General features: G+C 70.1%; 17 protein-coding genes. 6 read left to right on the top strand and 11 right to left on the bottom strand.

All coding sequences use genetic code 11. From position 1 onward, the window contains the following. The first annotated feature begins 15 nt into the window (after window positions 1–15). The 5 genes from gluQRS (at window position 16) to egtD (ending at window position 3,965) form a co-directional block, all read left to right on the top strand. Complete coding sequence (gene gluQRS / locus KZ820_RS05620; RefSeq protein WP_219747596.1) at window positions 16–861, top strand: tRNA glutamyl-Q(34) synthetase GluQRS; 846 nt, start codon at window positions 16–18, stop codon at window positions 859–861. After that, complete coding sequence (locus KZ820_RS05615; protein ID WP_219747595.1) at window positions 858–1,091, top strand: twin transmembrane helix small protein; 234 nt, start codon at window positions 858–860, stop codon at window positions 1,089–1,091. Before gluQRS ends, KZ820_RS05615 begins: the two co-directional genes overlap by 4 nt. Window positions 1,092–1,100: 9 nt before the next feature. Then, window positions 1,101–1,658, top strand: coding sequence for a cob(I)yrinic acid a,c-diamide adenosyltransferase (locus KZ820_RS05610; RefSeq protein ID WP_219747594.1), 558 nt, complete (start codon window positions 1,101–1,103; stop codon window positions 1,656–1,658). A 68-nt stretch (window positions 1,659–1,726) separates the two neighbouring features. After that, window positions 1,727–2,986 carry an ergothioneine biosynthesis protein EgtB gene (egtB, locus tag KZ820_RS05605; RefSeq protein WP_219747593.1) on the top strand — a complete coding sequence of 420 codons (1,260 nt, stop codon included), beginning with the start codon at window positions 1,727–1,729 and terminating at the stop codon, window positions 2,984–2,986. Window position 2,987: 1 nt separating this feature from the next. Then, window positions 2,988–3,965: an L-histidine N(alpha)-methyltransferase gene (gene egtD, locus KZ820_RS05600; protein WP_219747592.1), complete on the top strand. Its 978-nt coding sequence runs from the start codon at window positions 2,988–2,990 to the stop codon at window positions 3,963–3,965. A 131-nt stretch (window positions 3,966–4,096) separates the two neighbouring features. On the opposite strand, the gene pnp is transcribed toward egtD, so the two are convergent. The 4 genes from pnp to KZ820_RS05580 form a co-directional block, all read right to left on the bottom strand. Then, window positions 4,097–6,445 carry a polyribonucleotide nucleotidyltransferase gene (gene pnp, locus KZ820_RS05595; RefSeq protein WP_219747591.1) on the bottom strand — a complete coding sequence of 783 codons (2,349 nt, stop codon included), beginning with the start codon at window positions 6,443–6,445 and terminating at the stop codon, window positions 4,097–4,099. Window positions 6,446–6,662: 217 nt separating this feature from the next. Continuing rightward, the gene (gene rpsO / locus KZ820_RS05590) at window positions 6,663–6,932 is read right to left on the bottom strand and encodes a 30S ribosomal protein S15 (RefSeq protein ID WP_132910206.1); all 270 of its coding nucleotides are present in this window, start codon (window positions 6,930–6,932) and stop codon (window positions 6,663–6,665) included. 25 nt (window positions 6,933–6,957) lie between these two features. Next, on the bottom strand, window positions 6,958–7,992 hold the full coding sequence (gene truB, locus KZ820_RS05585; RefSeq protein WP_219747590.1) for a tRNA pseudouridine(55) synthase TruB: 1,035 nt from the start codon (window positions 7,990–7,992) through the stop codon (window positions 6,958–6,960). 4 nt (window positions 7,993–7,996) lie between these two features. Further along, window positions 7,997–8,689, bottom strand: coding sequence for a site-2 protease family protein (locus tag KZ820_RS05580; RefSeq protein WP_219747589.1), 693 nt, complete (start codon window positions 8,687–8,689; stop codon window positions 7,997–7,999). A 90-nt stretch (window positions 8,690–8,779) separates the two neighbouring features. Here KZ820_RS05580 and KZ820_RS05575 point away from each other — a divergent pair, with 90 nt between their 5' ends. Beyond that, on the top strand, window positions 8,780–9,268 hold the full coding sequence (locus KZ820_RS05575; RefSeq protein ID WP_219747588.1) for a P-loop nucleotide/nucleoside kinase family protein: 489 nt from the start codon (window positions 8,780–8,782) through the stop codon (window positions 9,266–9,268). 4 nt (window positions 9,269–9,272) lie between these two features. On the opposite strand, the gene KZ820_RS05570 is transcribed toward KZ820_RS05575, so the two are convergent. The 7 genes from KZ820_RS05570 to KZ820_RS05540 are packed head-to-tail and all read right to left on the bottom strand — an operon-like array spanning window position 9,273 to window position 14,797. Next, window positions 9,273–9,854 carry a thymidine kinase gene (locus tag KZ820_RS05570; RefSeq protein WP_219747587.1) on the bottom strand — a complete coding sequence of 194 codons (582 nt, stop codon included), beginning with the start codon at window positions 9,852–9,854 and terminating at the stop codon, window positions 9,273–9,275. Further along, a complete protein-coding gene (locus tag KZ820_RS05565; protein ID WP_308462132.1) occupies window positions 9,854–10,243 on the bottom strand; it encodes a type II toxin-antitoxin system VapC family toxin in 390 nt (129 codons plus the stop codon). The genes KZ820_RS05570 and KZ820_RS05565 overlap by 1 nt, the downstream gene beginning before the upstream one ends. Further along, window positions 10,240–10,518, bottom strand: a complete 279-nt coding sequence (locus KZ820_RS05560) for an AbrB/MazE/SpoVT family DNA-binding domain-containing protein (RefSeq protein WP_219747586.1) — start codon at window positions 10,516–10,518, stop codon at window positions 10,240–10,242. The genes KZ820_RS05565 and KZ820_RS05560 overlap by 4 nt, the downstream gene beginning before the upstream one ends. A 31-nt stretch (window positions 10,519–10,549) precedes the next feature. After that, window positions 10,550–10,954: a 30S ribosome-binding factor RbfA gene (rbfA, locus tag KZ820_RS05555; RefSeq protein WP_258047743.1), complete on the bottom strand. Its 405-nt coding sequence runs from the start codon at window positions 10,952–10,954 to the stop codon at window positions 10,550–10,552. Further along, on the bottom strand, window positions 10,941–11,327 hold the full coding sequence (locus KZ820_RS05550) for a glyoxalase superfamily protein (protein WP_219747585.1): 387 nt from the start codon (window positions 11,325–11,327) through the stop codon (window positions 10,941–10,943). The genes rbfA and KZ820_RS05550 overlap by 14 nt, the downstream gene beginning before the upstream one ends. A 3-nt stretch (window positions 11,328–11,330) precedes the next feature. Beyond that, on the bottom strand, window positions 11,331–14,093 hold the full coding sequence (gene infB, locus KZ820_RS05545) for a translation initiation factor IF-2 (protein WP_219747584.1): 2,763 nt from the start codon (window positions 14,091–14,093) through the stop codon (window positions 11,331–11,333). Beyond that, entirely contained in the window at window positions 14,090–14,797 is a 708-nt protein-coding gene (locus KZ820_RS05540) for a DUF448 domain-containing protein (RefSeq protein WP_219747583.1), read from the bottom strand. The genes infB and KZ820_RS05540 overlap by 4 nt, the downstream gene beginning before the upstream one ends. Between the last annotated feature and the right edge of the window lie 125 nt (window positions 14,798–14,922).

Genomic DNA, 14,922 nt, shown 5'->3' with positions numbered 1-14,922 from the left:
CGCACATCGCGGCGCATGGATCCGGTGGTCACCCGCTTCGCGCCCTCGCCGACCGGGCGGCTGCATGTCGGCCACGCTTACTCGGCAATCCGGGCACACGATCATGCACGGTCGCGCGGCGGACGCTTGCTGCTGCGCATCGAGGACATCGACGGCACCCGCAGCCGCCCCGAGCATGTTGCCGCGATCCTCCTCGACCTCGCCTGGCTCGGGCTGACGTGGGACGGGGAGGTGATCCACCAGTCGCGGCGGCTGGATCGCTACGCCGCCGCGCTGGAGCGGCTGCGCGCGATGGGGCTGCTGTATCCCTGTTTCTGCACCCGTGCCGAGATCGCCGAGGCGATGAGCGCACCCCACGGCGCCGCGCCGCTCTATCCGGGCACCTGCCGCGCCATCGTTGAACCCGACCTGTCGCGCCCGCATGCCTGGCGGCTCGACATGGCCGCGGCGGTCGCACGCACCGGTGCGCTGGAGTGGAGCGACGCAGGCCGTATCGTCCCGGGCGATCCGCTCGCGCTGGGGGACGTGGTGCTCGCGCGCAAGGACGCGCCCGCCAGCTACCATCTCGCGGTCACCGTCGACGATGCGGCGCAGGGTGTCACCGACGTCGTGCGCGGCGTCGACCTGTTCGCGGCGACGCACGTCCACCGTCTGCTCCAGGCGCTGCTCGGTCTGCCGGTGCCGCGCTGGCACCATCACGCGCTGCTCACCGGCGCGGACGGCGAGCGGCTCGCCAAGCGCCACGGGGCGCCCGCCCTGGCGGTGCTGCGCGAACGCGGCGAGGACGGGCGCGCGCTGGCCGAGCGGCTGCGCGCGGGCGACTTCCCAAAGGCCGCCGTAGTCCCTACCTTCACCTCATGAACACCTTCCTCGTGATCCTGCTGGTGGCGGCGATGATCGCCACCGTGGTCGCTCTGGTGCGCGGCATCGTCTCCTTCCTCCAGGAAGCGTCCGCCGACGCGCGCGGCGAGGGCGGCGGCCCGACGGCGGCGCAGCTCAAGAGCAACCGCATGATGCAGCAGCGGATCCTATTCCAGGCGCTGGCGGTGCTGGTCGTCGTCGTGCTGCTGTTCGCCGCCGGTCGCACCTGACTCGGTAAGGTGGTTAAGCTCAACCGCATCTACACCCGCACCGGCGATGCGGGGACGACTGGGCTGGTCGACGGCAGCCGCGTGCGCAAGGACGACGCGCGCATGGCCGCGATCGGCGACGTCGACGAGGCCAACAGCGCGATCGGCGTCGCGGCCGAGACGGTGTCCGACGCCGGGCACGTGGCGGCGCTGCGTCGCGTGCAGAACGATCTGTTCGATCTTGGCGCCGATCTCGCCACGCCGGGCGACGACTTTACGCCGTCCGAGATGGTGCTGCGGGTGGTGCCGGCGCAGGTCGAGCGGCTCGAGCATGAGATCGACTCGCTCAACGCCGATCTGCCGCCGCTGACGAGCTTCGTGCTCCCGGGCGGCGCGGCCGCGTCGCTCCATCTCGCGCGCGCGATCGTGCGCCGGGCCGAGCGCAGTGCCGTCGCGGTACTGCCGCACGCGAACCCCGCCGCTGTCATGTATTTGAACCGCTTGTCCGATTTCCTGTTCGTCCTGTGCCGCACGGTGAACAAAACGGCGGGTGGCGACGTTCTGTGGATCGCGGGGGCCAATCGTTAACTTAGGATAAGGCGCCCGCGAGCGTCGCGCTGGCGTGGGGTCGGGCGCGGCGGATGGGAGACGATCCGATGGCAGCGCTGCCCGAGCCGAAGACCGGCGATCCGTCGCTGGGCGAGCGCTATCGTCATGTCCGTGGGTTGAGCGAGGCGCTGGTGGCGCCGCTCTCCGACGCCGACGCGACCGTCCAGTCGATGGACGATGCGAGCCCGGCTAAATGGCACCTCGCGCATACCACTTGGTTCTTCGAGACGTTCGTGCTGCGCGACCATGTCGCCGGCTATCAGCGCCACGACGAACGCTTCCCCTTTCTGTTCAACAGCTATTACGAGGCCGAGGGGCGCCGCCACGCGCGCGCACGTCGCGGCATGATCACGCGCCCGACGCTCGACGAGGTGCATGGCTATCGCGCCGCGGTCGACGCCGCTTTGCTCGACGCGCTCCCCAAACTACCGGAGGCGGCGCGCGAGCTGGTCGCGCTCGGCTGCCACCATGAGGAGCAGCACCAGGAACTGCTCGTCACCGACATGCTCCATCTCTTCGGCGAGAACCCGCTCGAGCCAGCGATCTGGCCGGCAGCGCGCAAGGTGCCGGTGGCGATGCCCGGGCCGATCGGCTGGAACGAGCGCGGCGAGAGCGTGGTCGAGGTCGGCCATGCCGGCGAGGGGTTCGCCTTCGACTGCGAAGGACCTCGGCATCGCGCGCTGCTCGCGCCGCACGCGCTCGCCGATCGTACCGTGACGAACGGCGAATGGGCGGCCTTCATCGCCGACGGCGGCTATGCGACGCCGCGCTGGTGGCTCGCCGATGGCTGGGCCTGGGTGCAGCGCGAGGGCGTCGGTGCGCCGCTCTACTGGGAGCATCGCGACGGCCTATGGACCCGCTTCGGCCTCGACGGCCGCCGCGCGATCGATCCCGCCGCGCCGGTCACGCACGTCAGCTTCTACGAGGCCGACGCTTACGCCAGCTGGGCGGGGGCGCGGCTGCCGACCGAGTTCGAGTGGGAGGCCGCGGCGGCGAGCCATGATCCCGTCGGCGGCAACCAGCTCGATCGCGCCGGCGCGGTCGAGCCGCGCCCCGCGAGCGAAGGTCCCGCCTTCTTCGGCGACGTGTGGGAGTGGACCGGCTCGGCCTTTCGTCCCTACCCCGGCTTCCGCCCGGTCGAGGGGGCGGTGGGCGAGTATAACGGCAAGTTCATGAGCGGGCAGTTCGTGCTGCGCGGCGGCAGCTGCGCGACGCCACGCGGCCATGCGCGCGCCAGCTACCGCAACTTCTTCTACCCCCATCAGCGCTGGCAGTTCACCGGCGTTCGTCTCGCGAAGGACCTCTGACATGCTCAAGCCCGAGATCGACGACGGCCAGGCCAGCCTCGCCGATCCCCAGTTCCGCGCCGACGTGCTCGCCGGGCTGACGCGTCGCCCTCGCGCGATCCCGGCGCGCTGGTTCTACGACCACCGCGGCTCGCAGCTGTTCGAGCAGATCACGGAGCTGCCCGAATATTACCCGACCCGCACCGAGACCGCGCTGTTGCACGACCTCTGCCCGGAACTGCGCCGGCTCGCCGGACCGGGGCGCGCAGTGGTCGAGTTCGGCTCGGGTTCCTCGACCAAGACACCCACGCTGCTGCGCTGCGTCGAACCCGCCGCTTATGTGCCGATCGACATTTCGGGCGACTTCCTGCGCGAGTCGGCACAGGCGCTTTCACAGGCCTTCCCCGGCCTGCCGGTGCTGCCGTTCGAGGGCGATTTCACGCGGCCGTTGACGCTGCCCGGGCAGGTCGCCGATCTGCCCAAGCTCGGCTTCTTCCCGGGCTCGACCATCGGCAATCTGATCCCGCTCGCCGCGGTCGACCTGCTGCGCGCCATGCGCGCATCGCTGGGTGAGGGGGCGATGCTGCTGATCGGCATGGACCGGATCAAGCGGCCTGACGTTCTGCTGCCCGCCTATGACGACGCGCAGGGCGTCACCGCAGCGTTCAACCTCAACCTGCTCGAGCGGATCAACCGCGAGCTGGACGGGACGATCCCGCTCGACGCCTTCCGCCATTGCGCGGTATGGAACGATGATCGCGCCCGCGTGGAGATGCACCTGGAGGCACGGCGCGACGTGTCGTTCGAGGTCGACGGACGCGCGTTCGACATCGCCGAGGGCGAGACGATCCACACCGAGAACAGCCACAAATACGGCGAGCGCGACGCGCGGATCCTGCTGCGCAGCGGCGGCTGGACCCCTGTGCGCGAGTGGACCGACGACAAGGGCCTATTCGCGGTGATCCTGGCCGAGGCGCAGCCCGAACGGCCGGCGCCGTGACGCAGAGCATCGCGCGCCGCTGATACGAGAACGGCCCCGGCATCGCTGCCGGGGCCGTCCGCATTGGTACGGTAGCTTTCGCGGCCTCCGAGGAGGCCGTGCTCCTGCGTCCGCAGGAGCACGGCGCTTACTCAGTCGCGGTCGCCGGTCAGGAAGGCCGGGGCGAACGCGGGCGCATCGCCCTCGTCGCCGCCTTCCTTGGCGCCACCCTCGCTGCGCTCGCGGCGCGGGCCGCGACCCTCGCGGCGCGGACCGCGGTCACCGCCGCGATCGCCGCCCCGGTCACCACCGCGGCCGCCATCGCGCCCACCGTCACGGCGCGGGCCGCGGTCGCTGCGCTCGCCGCGCGGCTCGCGCGCGGGACGGGTGTCCTCCAGCTCGGCGCCGGTCTCCTGGTCGACGACGCGCATCGACAGGCGGACCTTGCCGCGCGGATCGATCTCGAGGACCTTGACCTTCACTTCCTGGCCCTCGGTGACGACGTCACTCGGCTTCTCGACGCGCTCGTTCTTCATCTCGGAGACGTGGACGAGACCGTCCTTGCCGCCCATGAAGTTCACGAAGGCGCCGAAGTCGACGATATTGACGACCTTGCCGTTGTAGATCTTGCCGACCTCGGCTTCCTCGACGATGCCCTTGATCCAGTTCATCGCCGCCTCGATCTGCGCGCCGTCCGACGAGCTGATCTTGATCACGCCCTCGTCGTCGATGTCGACCTTGGCGCCGGTGGTGGCGACGATCTCGCGGATCACCTTGCCGCCGGTGCCGATCACGTCGCGGATCTTCGACTTGTCGATCTGCATCGTCTCGATCCGCGGCGCATGCGCCGACAGCTCGGTGCGGGTCTCACCCAGCGCCTTGTTCATCTCGGCGAGGATGTGCGCGCGGCCGTCCTTCGCCTGCGCCAGCGCGACCTTCATGATCTCCTCGGTGATGCCGGCGATCTTGATGTCCATCTGCAGGCTGGTGATGCCCTCGGACGTGCCCGCCACCTTGAAGTCCATGTCGCCGAGGTGATCCTCGTCGCCGAGGATGTCGCTGAGGACCGCATAGTCCTTGCCCTCGAGGATCAGGCCCATCGCGATGCCCGAGACCGGGCGCTTGAGCGGCACGCCCGCGTCCATCAGCGACAGCGAGCCGCCGCACACCGTCGCCATCGACGACGAGCCGTTGCTCTCGGTGATGTCGCTGGTGACGCGGATCGTGTAGGGAAACTCCTCCTTCGACGGCAGCACCGGGTGCAGCGCGCGCCACGCCAGCTTGCCATGGCCGATCTCGCGACGGCCCGGCGCGCCGAAGCGGCCCACTTCGCCGACCGAATAGGGCGGGAAGTTATAGTGCAGCATGAAGTGCTGGTACGACAGGCCGTTGAGCCCGTCGATCATCTGCTCGGCGTCGCGCGTGCCCAGCGTCGTGGTGGCGATCGTCTGGGTCTCGCCGCGGGTGAACAGCGCCGAGCCGTGCGCGCGCGGCAGGAAGTGAACCTCGGCGGCGATCGGACGCACCGTCTTGGTGTCGCGCCCGTCGATGCGGCGGCCGCTCTTGAGGATCGCGCCACGGACGACGTCGGCCTCGAGCTTCTTCACCAGCTTGAGCGTGCCGAGATACTGCGCCGGGTCGCTCTCCTTGAGGTCGGCGAAGGCCTCGCGCGCCTTGGTGCGCGCGGCGTTGAGCGCGTTCTGGCGCGCCTGCTTGTCGGTCAGCTTGTAGGCCGCCTCGACGTCCTTGCCGATCGCCTTCTTCAGCTTGGCCATGGTCGCCGACTTGTCGTCGACCGGGGCGAGCTCCCACGGGTCCTTGGCCGACTGCTCGGCGAGGTCGATGATCGCGTTGATCACCTGCTGCGACGCCTTGTGCGCGAACATCACCGCGCCCAGCATCACCTCTTCCGACAGCTCCTTGGCCTCGGACTCGACCATCATCACCGCGTCGTGGGTGGCGGCGACGACCAGGTCGAGCTCGCCCTCGGCGACCTCGCCGTCGGTCGGGTTCAGCTGATACTCGCCGTCCTTGTAGCCGACGCGCGCGGCGCCGATCGGGCCCATGAAGGGCACGCCCGAGATGGTGAGCGCCGCCGAGGCCGCGACCATCGCGACGATGTCGGGCTCGTTCTCGCCGTCATACGAGAGCACCTGTGCGATGCAGTTGATCTCGTTATAGAAGCCTTCGGGGAACAGCGGGCGGATCGGGCGGTCGATGAGACGGCTGATCAGCGTCTCGCGCTCGGTCGCGCCGCGCTCGCGCTTGAAGAAGCCGCCGGGGATGCGGCCGCTGGCGGAGAATTTCTCCTGATAGTGGACGGTGAGCGGGAAGAAGTCCTGCCCCTCCTTGACCGTCTTGGCGGCGGTCACCGCGCACAGCACGACCGTCTCGCCGAGCGTCGCGATCACGGCGCCGTCGGCCTGACGCGCGACGCGGCCGGTCTCCAGGGTCAGCGTCTTGCCGCCCCACTGGATTTCCACCTTCTTGGTATCGAACATGTTGTTTCCTTCACTCCCCGGTGCGGATCACCGGGGGGCCTGCGTACGGACCGACATTGGTCCGGGAAGATCGGGCCGTATTGCCCTCTCCTCCGTCACCCCGGCGGAGGCCGGGGTCCAGCTCCAGCGGCTGGGGGAGGGCGCTCCCGCGCCCCTTCTTGCTGGATCCCGGATCGGCGTCCGAGATGAAATAAAGGCGCCTCGCGGCGCCTTTATGTCACTTACGAAGACCGAGCTTCGCGATGAGGGCGACGTAGCGGTCGCCGTCCTTCTTGCGGAGATAGTCGAGCAGCGAGCGCCGCTTGTTGACCATCATCAGCAGACCGCGGCGGGAGTGGTTGTCCTTGGCGTGGCCCTTGAAGTGCTCGGTCAGGTTCTTGATCCGCTCGGTCAGGATCGCGACCTGGACCTCGACCGACCCGGTGTCGCCATCGGCGCGGGCGTGATCCTTGATGACTTCCTGGCGGCGTTCAGCGGTGATCGTCATTTAAGTTCCTAGCGACATCGATGCGTTACAGGTTGAAGCCGCGGACGACGCGGGCGAGCCCGCTTTCCACCTCGACCAGCGCGACGGGTGTCTCACCCAGCAGCGCGAAGGCCTGGCCGTCGTCGGCGGCGATCCCGGCCAGCACTCGCCCCTGACGGAGCGCTCCTGCCTGGTCGGGAGTGAGCGATAGAGCCGGGATGTCGTCCAGCCCCGCGCCCAGCGGCAGAAGGGAGTGTTCAAGACCGCGCGCCTTAGCGAGTTCGTCGAGTTTGTCCAGCGATATCGCCTCGGCGAGCGTGAACGGGCCGGCCCTGGTGCGGCGCAGATACGTGACGTGGCCGACGGTGCCGAGCGCCAGTGCGATGTCGCGCGCCAGGCTGCGGATGTAGGTGCCCTTGGAGACATGGGCGGTGAGGGTGACGTGGTCGAGGGGGGCAGCGGCGTCCCTCCCTCCGTCAATCCTTCCTCCGTCATCCTGAACTTGTTTCAGGATCCACCCGTCCGCGCGCACCTCGGCCGCTGGATCGACCGCGCCGTGGATCCCGAAACGGGTTCGGGATGACGCCAGGGGAGAGGGCGGCGTGTCGGGCTCTGCGAGTGCGAGCCCATGCACCGTCACGTCCCTTGTCGCGAGCACCACCTCCTCGCCCGCGCGCGCCAGGTCATAGGCGCGCGCCCCGTCCACCTTGAGCGCCGAATAGGCCGGCGGCACCTGCGCGATCGGACCGGTGAAGCGCGGCAGCACCGCCTCCACCCCCGCCAGCGTCGGCCGCACGTCGCTCGTCGCGATCACCGCTCCCTCGGCGTCGAGCGTGTCGGTCTGCTCGCCGAAGCGGATCGTGAAGTCATAGACCTTGTCGCCGTCGAGCATCCGCCCCGCGAGCTTGGTCGCCTCGCCGATCGCGATCGGCAGCACGCCGGTGGCGAGCGGGTCGAGCGTCCCGCCGTGCCCGACCTTCAGCCTGGGCGCGCCCGCGGTGCGCAACGCGCGCTTCACCGCGGCGACGCCCTGCGTCGACCCCAGCCCGAGCGGCTTGTCGAGGATCAGCCAGCCGTGCACGCGCTCAGCCCGCGATCGACTGGGCGAGGCCGAGATACCATTCGGTCAGCGCCTGCGCCGGCGGCGCCACCAGCCGCTGGACGATGTTGGCGCCGGGCACGATCGACGGCAGCACCAGCAGCAGCAGGATGAACAGCAGCAGGCCATATCTCGCGAACTGGTCCCAGCGCTGCGCCAGCCGCTCGGGCAGCAGCCCGGCGACGACGTGCCCGCCGTCGAACGGCGGCAGCGGGATCAGGTTGAAGATCGCGAGGAAGACGTTGATGATCACGAAGTTGAGCAGGTTGGCCGCGACGAAGGCGGTGAGGCTGCCGGGCTGGATGCCGTAGAGGCTGGGCGTCAGCGCGCCGAGCAGCACCGCGCCGACCAGCGCGAGCACGAGGTTCGATCCCGGCCCGGCGAGCGCCACCAGCATCATGTCGCGGCGCGGATGGGGCAGGCGGCGCGAGTCGACCGGGACCGGCTTGGCCCAGCCGAACACCGGCGCCTTGGCGAGCGCGAGCAGCAGCGGCAGGATCACGGTGCCGACCGGGTCGACGTGGCGCAGCGGGTTGAGCGACAGCCGGCGCTGCTCCGCGGCGGTGGGATCGCCGAGCGCGCGCGCGGCCAGGCCGTGGCTCACCTCGTGGAAGACGATCGCGAGCACCAGCGGGATGATCCACACTGCCGCCCGCCAGATGATGCCGGTGGGGTCCATGTTGCGCGAGATAGGCGACGGCGCCCGGTTCGGCTAGGTGGCGGCCTCCGCGCCCTTGCGACGATCTGTACACCGTGTTCTGCTCGGCCGATGTCCTCGCTGCCTACCGCGCATCTGATACATGGGTTCCTCGGCGTCGGTAAAACAACGTTCGCGAGGCGGCTTGAACAGCAGCGTCGCGCGGTCCGGTTCACGCACGACGAATGGGTGGAGACGCTGTTCGGCCGCGATCCTCCAGCCGAACTGTTCGTGGATATGTCGGCTCGCGTGAGCGCCGTCATGGAGCGCACGTGGACCCGCTGCTTGCAGGTGGGGACCAGCGTCGTGCTCGATCTCGGCTATTGGACGAGAGCCGATCGTCTCGCGGCCATGCGGCTCGCGCGCCAGAACGGGGGCACGCCGATGCTGTATCGCCTCGACTGCCCCGACAACGTCGCGATGGAGCGGATCGAACGACGAAATCGCAGCGGCGCCCCGGGGCTCTATATCTCACCGGCAACGTATCGCACGCTGCGCGCCAACTTCGAGCCGCTAGGCGAGGATGAGTCGTGTATCGAGGTGTCGCCCCACGAAACCTAGTGAGTCAGCCCTCCGCCAGCGCCGCGCTGAAATGGCGGCGGCACAGCGCGACATAGCGATCGTTGCCGCCGATCTCGGTCTGGCGCCCGGCTGTCACCGGGCGTCCGTCGGCGTCGACGCGCAGGTTCATCGTCGCCTTGCGCCCGCAGGCGCACACCGACTTGATCTCCTCCAGCGAGTCCGCGAGCGCGAGCAGCCGTGCCGAGCCGGCGAAGAGTTGGCCGAGGAAGTCGGTGCGCAGGCCATAGGCGAGCACGGGCAGGTCTTCGACGTCGGCGAGCCAGGCGAGCTGGTCGACCTGCGCCGCGGTGAGGAACTGCGCCTCGTCCACCAGCACGCACGCCAACGGCGCGCGCGCGTGCTCGGCCGCGACCAGCGCGGCGAGATCGGTCGCGGCATCGAACATCGTCGCGGGCGCGGTCAGGCCGATCCGGGAGGTGATGGTGCCCGCGGCAAAGCGATCGTCCACCGCGGCGGTGAACAGCATCGTGCGCATGCCGCGCTCGCGATAGTTGAAATCGGCCTGGAGCAGGTTGGTCGACTTCCCCGCGTTCATGCTCGCATAGTAGAAATACAGCTTGGCCATCAGGCGAGCGTCTCGATCGCGAGCGGGGCGTCGGTGCCGGCGTGGCGAACGAGGCGTCGGTCGAAGGTGACGAACGCGCGGGCGCTTACCGAGGCGACCAGGTGGAGCATGTCCGGGAGGTCACCGCCGGCGGCATGGCGGGTGAGCGCCCACCGCACGCCCTGCTCGTGCTCGACGGTAACATGCTCGAGCGCGATGAGCGTGATGAGGGCGGCGTTCAGCGCGGCGCGATCGAACGCGTAGCGCTGCCGCAGCACCCAGGCGAGCTCGATCAGAACGGTGAGGGTGATCAACGTCGGCGCGGACAGTACCGCGTCGGCGAGCGCGGCTTGGCGCTCGTCGTCGCGCGTCAACCAACGGACCAGGACATTAGCGTCGACGGATCTCACCGCGTGCGACGGTCCCGCTCGGCTATGGCTTCCGCGATCGCCTCGTCCATCTCCTCCAGCGTAACCGGTGCGCCGCTATGCGTGTAGATCGCGCGCATCCGCTCGACCGCCTCCGCGACGCTGAGATGCTTGTGCGCCCGGCGCGGCCGCAGCAGCACGCCGTCGCCGGCGTCGACCACCTCGAGGTCGAGCCCCGGCGCCCAGCCCTTGAGGTCGCGGATCGCCTTCGGCACCACGACCTGACCCTTGTCCGACAGTCGCGTGATCGCGTTCATGCCGGTAAGATGCGTCTTACCGGCGCCTCGGTCAACCGTCGCCACTCTCGGCGGGAAGGTCGCGCGCCACCTCGGGCCGGCGCAGCAGCGAGTCGATGTGGCTGCCCTCGTCGAAGCTCTCGTCCGCTAGGAATTTCAGCCGCGCGGCATATTTCATCTTCACCCGATGGGCGACCTCGCGCTGGAGATAGGCGGTGTTGGTGCGCAGCGCCTTGAGCACCGCTTCCTCGTCCTTGCCGAGCAGCGGCTTCACGAACACGGTGGCGTGGCGCAGGTCGGGCGACATGCGCACCTCGGTGACGCTGACCATGTGGCTGGCGAGCGTCTCGTCGTGAACGTCGCCGCGCTGGAGGATCTCGGACAGGATATGACGAACCTGCTCGCCGACGCGCAGCGTGCGGACCGAGCGTTCGCCGCTCTGCTCATTCATCGTCATCACCGTCGACAGGGGTGAAGAAGGTCAGCCGGTTGTGCGACGGATCGTGGACGCCGACCTCCAGCGTCCCCCATGGCATCCGCTGCGGCTCGCCCGGACGCGCGTTCTCGAACCCGCGCGCGCGCAGCGCCGCGGCATAGGCCACGACATCGTCGCACGCGATCCGAACCGACGCGCCCGGCGCACCATCGCCGTAATGTTCCGACAGGTGCAGCGTACAATCGCCGGACGTGACGCCCATGTAGAGCGGCATCCCCGGCTCGAACCGGTGCTCGAACACCAATTCGAAGCCGAGGAAATCCAGATAGAACGCCCGCGTCCGCGCCGCATCGAAGCTGCGCAGGACGGGGGTGACCGTACCGAGCGTCGCCATCCCTTACAGCGTGCGCTCGCGCAGCTCGACCTCGTACGTCTCGAGATAGTCGCCGGCCTTGATGTCGACGAAGTTCTGCGAGAACGTCACGCCGCACTCCAGGCCCGCGCGCACTTCCGGTACGTCGTCCTTGAAGCGGCGCAGCGACGCGATCTCACCCTGGTAGATGATGACGTCGTTGCGCGTGATGCGCGCCTTGAGCGCCTTGCGGATGACACCCTCGGTGACGAGCAGACCCGCCGCCTTGCCGTGCTTGCCCGCGGAGAAGACCTCGCGGATCTCGGCGCGCCCGACCACCGTCTCGAACGCCTCCGGCCCGAGCTCGCCCGCCATGCCGGCGCGGATCTCGTCGATCAGGTCGTAGATGACGTCATAGTATTTCAGCGCCACCTTCTGCCGCTCGGCGATCTCGCGCGCCTTGGCGTTGGCGCGAACGTGGAAGCCGATGATCGGCGCCCCCGACGCACCCGCCAGCGTCACGTCGCTCTCGGTGATCCCGCCGACGCCCGAGTGAAGCACCCGCGCCTTGATGAGATCGGTCGAGATCTTGTTGATCGACGCGACGATCGCCTCGACCGTCCCCTGTGTGTCGGCCTTCACCACGAGCGGGTACTCGATCGCGGCGTTGGCGCGCAGCGCCGAGAACATGTTCTCGAGGCTGGTCGGCGCCGCGGTGGTGCGCTTCTGGAGCAGCACGCTCTGGCGGTACTCGGCCACCTCGCGCGCGCGCGCCTCGTTCTCGACCACCTGGAGCTGGTCGCCCGCCGACGGCGTGCCCGACAGGCCGAGCACCTCCACCGGCATCGACGGACCCGCCTGCTTGAGCTGGCGCCCCTTGTCGTCGACCAGCGCGCGCACCTTGCCGCTCTCGGCACCGACGACGAAGACGTCGCCGACCTTGAGCGTGCCGCGCGTGACCAGCACCGTTGCGACCGGGCCGCGGCCCTTATCGAGCTTCGCCTCGATCACGCTGCCCTCGGCGGCGCGATCGGGGTTGGCGGAGAGGTCGAGCAGCTCGGCCTGCAGCTGGATCTTGTCGATCAGCTCGTCGAGACCGGTCTTCTTCAACGCGGAGACCTCGACGTCCTGCGTCTCGCCGCCCATCATCTCGACCTGAACGTCATGCTCGAGCAGACGCTCGCGCACGCGCTGCGGGTTGGCGTCGTGCTTGTCGATCTTGTTGATCGCCACGATCATCGGCTTGCCGGCCGCCTTGGTGTGGTTGATCGCCTCGATCGTCTGCGGCATCAGCCCGTCGTCGGCGGCGACCACCAGCACCACGATGTCGGTCACGTCCGCGCCGCGCGCGCGCATCGCGGTGAACGCCTCGTGGCCCGGCGTGTCGAGGAAGGTGATCTTCGACTTGTCCTTCAACGTTACCTGATAGGCGCCGATATGCTGCGTGATGCCACCCGACTCGCCCTTGGCGACGTCGGTGCCGCGCAGCGCGTCGAGCAGGCTCGTCTTGCCGTGGTCGACGTGGCCCATGATCGTGACGACCGGGGGACGCGGCTGGAGCTGGTCCGCCGAATCCTCGGTGGTGTCGAGCGCGAGGTCGACGTCCGAGTCCGAGACCCGCACGATGTTGTGACCGAACTCGGTCACCAGCAGCTCGGCGGTGTCCTGGTCGATCGTCTGCGTCATCGTGACGGGCATGCCCATCTTGAACAGCGTCTTGACCAGATCGGCGCCGCGCTCGGCCATGCGGTTGGCGAGCTCCTGCACGGTGATCGCCTCGGGCACCTGGACGTCGCGGACCTGCTTGGCCTGCGGCTCGCGCGGGCCGGAGAAGCCGCGCTTCTCCTTCTCGCGTGCCCGCTTCAGCGCCGCGAGGCTGCGCGCGCGCGCGCCGTCCTCGTTGAGCGCACGCGTGACGGTCAGCTTGCCGCCGCGGCGCTCGTCGCCCTTACGGTCGCGCTGCTGCGGCCGCGCCGGCGCGGCGTTGCGTGGCGTCGCTTGACCACTCGGCAGGCTACGCGAGGCGCCGCCCGACGCACCGCCGCCCGCCGCCGGGGCGGCGCTGGCGGTCGGCGCGGGCGCCGGCTTCGGCTCGGGCTTGGGCTGCGGCTTCGGAATCTCGGGGCGGGCGACCGGCGAGAAGCGGCGCGGCGCCGGCATCGCCGGGTCGCGGCCCAGCTCGAGCACCGGCGGCGGGGGCGGCGGTGCCGCGGGCGTGGGGGCCGGGGCAGGAGCCGGACGCGACTCCGCGACCGGCTCGGCCGCCGGCGCGGGCGCACTAGGTGCCTCGGTGGCAGGGGCCGCGGCGGCGGGTGCTGCCGGGGCGGGGGCCGGCGTCGGCTCCGGCGCCGGGGGCGCTTCCGGGGCGGGCGCGGCCGCGGCGGCACGCGCCTCGGCCTCGGCGCGCGCGCGCTCCTCGGCGCGGCGACGCTCGTCCTCGGCCGCGCGCTGGCGCTCGGCCTCCTCGCGGCGACGCGCTTCCTCCAGCGCGTGCATGCGCTGGTCCTCGGCCTCGCGAAGCAGGCGCGCCTGCCGCTCCTGCGCGGTCTCGTTGGAGACCGGCGGGCGCGGCGCGGGGCGCGCCGGCGCGGGCGCAGGGGTAGCCGCGACCGGCTCGGGTGCCGGCGCCGGCGTCGGCTCGGGCGTGCCCTGCGGACCGAGCACGCGGCGACGCTTCACCTCGACCACCACCGTATTGCTACGGCCGTGGCTGAAGCTCTGCTTCACCTTGCCGGTCTCGACCGTGCGCTTCAGCCCCAGCGGCGCGCGCATCCCGAGTTTCGGCTTGTCGTTGTCGGTCTCGCTCACTCAAATTCCTCGTGCAATCTCACGGCCGAAGCGGGCCCGGCGGTGCCGGGCGCCGATGCGCCTTGCGCGGCCGTAGCGCAAGGTGCGGAGGTCAGTTCAGGGCCGATAAAGTGCAGCCAGCGGTCGAGCGCTTCGCCCAATCGTCTGGCCGCGGTGCGGTCTATGACGCCGATGTGTACCACATTCTCGCGGCCCAGCGCCAACGACAATATGGGGCGCTCGACCGGCAACGCCAAGCCCTTGAGGTCACTTCCTTCGCGATCGCTGCCGACGCGCCACGCCTGGGCCAGCTTGCGACGCCCGTCCTCGCTAGCGTCGGCGGCGTGGTAGAGCGCGTGCAGCTTGCCCGAGCGCGCCGCGGTCTCGATCCGCTCGGCGCCGGTCGCGATCGTGCCGGCCCGCGCCTCGAGCCCGAGTCGGTCGAGCGCGTTGCGCTCGAGCGCGGCCGTGATCAGGCTTGGCAGATCGTCGGGGACGGTCAGCTCGCCGGTCTTGAACGCGCGGGCGAGGGCGCCGCGCAGCTTGCCCTTGGCGACCGCCTGCTCGAGTTCGGGACGGGCGACACCGATCCACGCGCCGCGCCCGGGCGCCTTGGCGCGCACGTCGGGCAGCACGCGCCCGTCCGGCGCGAGCGCGAGTCGGATGAGGCACTCCGGGTCGGCACGCTCGCGCGTGAGGATACAGGAGCGGACGGGATCGCTCATGCGCTGCGCTCCTTGGAGGTAAGCGGTTGCAGCCGCCGCCCGCCACTTTCCGGCATGTCGGGCCTGACCCGGGATCCGTGGTGCCGCGAGCGCCACAGCTGCGCGAAGGCCGACGACGTGCCCCC

The organism is Sphingomonas citri, from assembly GCF_019429485.1.
Classification (GTDB): domain Bacteria; phylum Pseudomonadota; class Alphaproteobacteria; order Sphingomonadales; family Sphingomonadaceae; genus Sphingomonas; species Sphingomonas citri.
Note: the sequence above shows the minus strand (reverse complement) of the source record. Positions and strands in the feature narration are given on the sequence as shown.

Bases quoted from the DNA above. Each gene is read 5' to 3' on its own strand.
- gluQRS (WP_219747596.1), top strand. From the start codon at position 16: ATGGATCCGGTGGTCACCCGCTTCGCGCCCTCGCCGACCGGGCGGCTG.
- KZ820_RS05615 (WP_219747595.1), top strand. From the start codon at position 858: ATGAACACCTTCCTCGTGATCCTGCTGGTGGCGGCGATGATCGCCACC.
- egtB (WP_219747593.1), top strand. From the start codon at position 1,727: ATGGCAGCGCTGCCCGAGCCGAAGACCGGCGATCCGTCGCTGGGCGAG.
- egtD (WP_219747592.1), top strand. From the start codon at position 2,988: ATGCTCAAGCCCGAGATCGACGACGGCCAGGCCAGCCTCGCCGATCCC.
- pnp (WP_219747591.1), bottom strand. From the start codon at position 6,445: ATGTTCGATACCAAGAAGGTGGAAATCCAGTGGGGCGGCAAGACGCTG.
- rpsO (WP_132910206.1), bottom strand. From the start codon at position 6,932: ATGACGATCACCGCTGAACGCCGCCAGGAAGTCATCAAGGATCACGCC.
- KZ820_RS05580 (WP_219747589.1), bottom strand. From the start codon at position 8,689: ATGGACCCCACCGGCATCATCTGGCGGGCGGCAGTGTGGATCATCCCG.
- KZ820_RS05575 (WP_219747588.1), top strand. From the start codon at position 8,780: ATGTCCTCGCTGCCTACCGCGCATCTGATACATGGGTTCCTCGGCGTC.
- KZ820_RS05570 (WP_219747587.1), bottom strand. From the start codon at position 9,854: ATGGCCAAGCTGTATTTCTACTATGCGAGCATGAACGCGGGGAAGTCG.
- KZ820_RS05560 (WP_219747586.1), bottom strand. From the start codon at position 10,518: ATGAACGCGATCACGCGACTGTCGGACAAGGGTCAGGTCGTGGTGCCG.
- rbfA (WP_258047743.1), bottom strand. From the start codon at position 10,954: ATGACGATGAATGAGCAGAGCGGCGAACGCTCGGTCCGCACGCTGCGC.
- KZ820_RS05550 (WP_219747585.1), bottom strand. From the start codon at position 11,327: ATGGCGACGCTCGGTACGGTCACCCCCGTCCTGCGCAGCTTCGATGCG.
- KZ820_RS05540 (WP_219747583.1), bottom strand. From the start codon at position 14,797: ATGAGCGATCCCGTCCGCTCCTGTATCCTCACGCGCGAGCGTGCCGAC.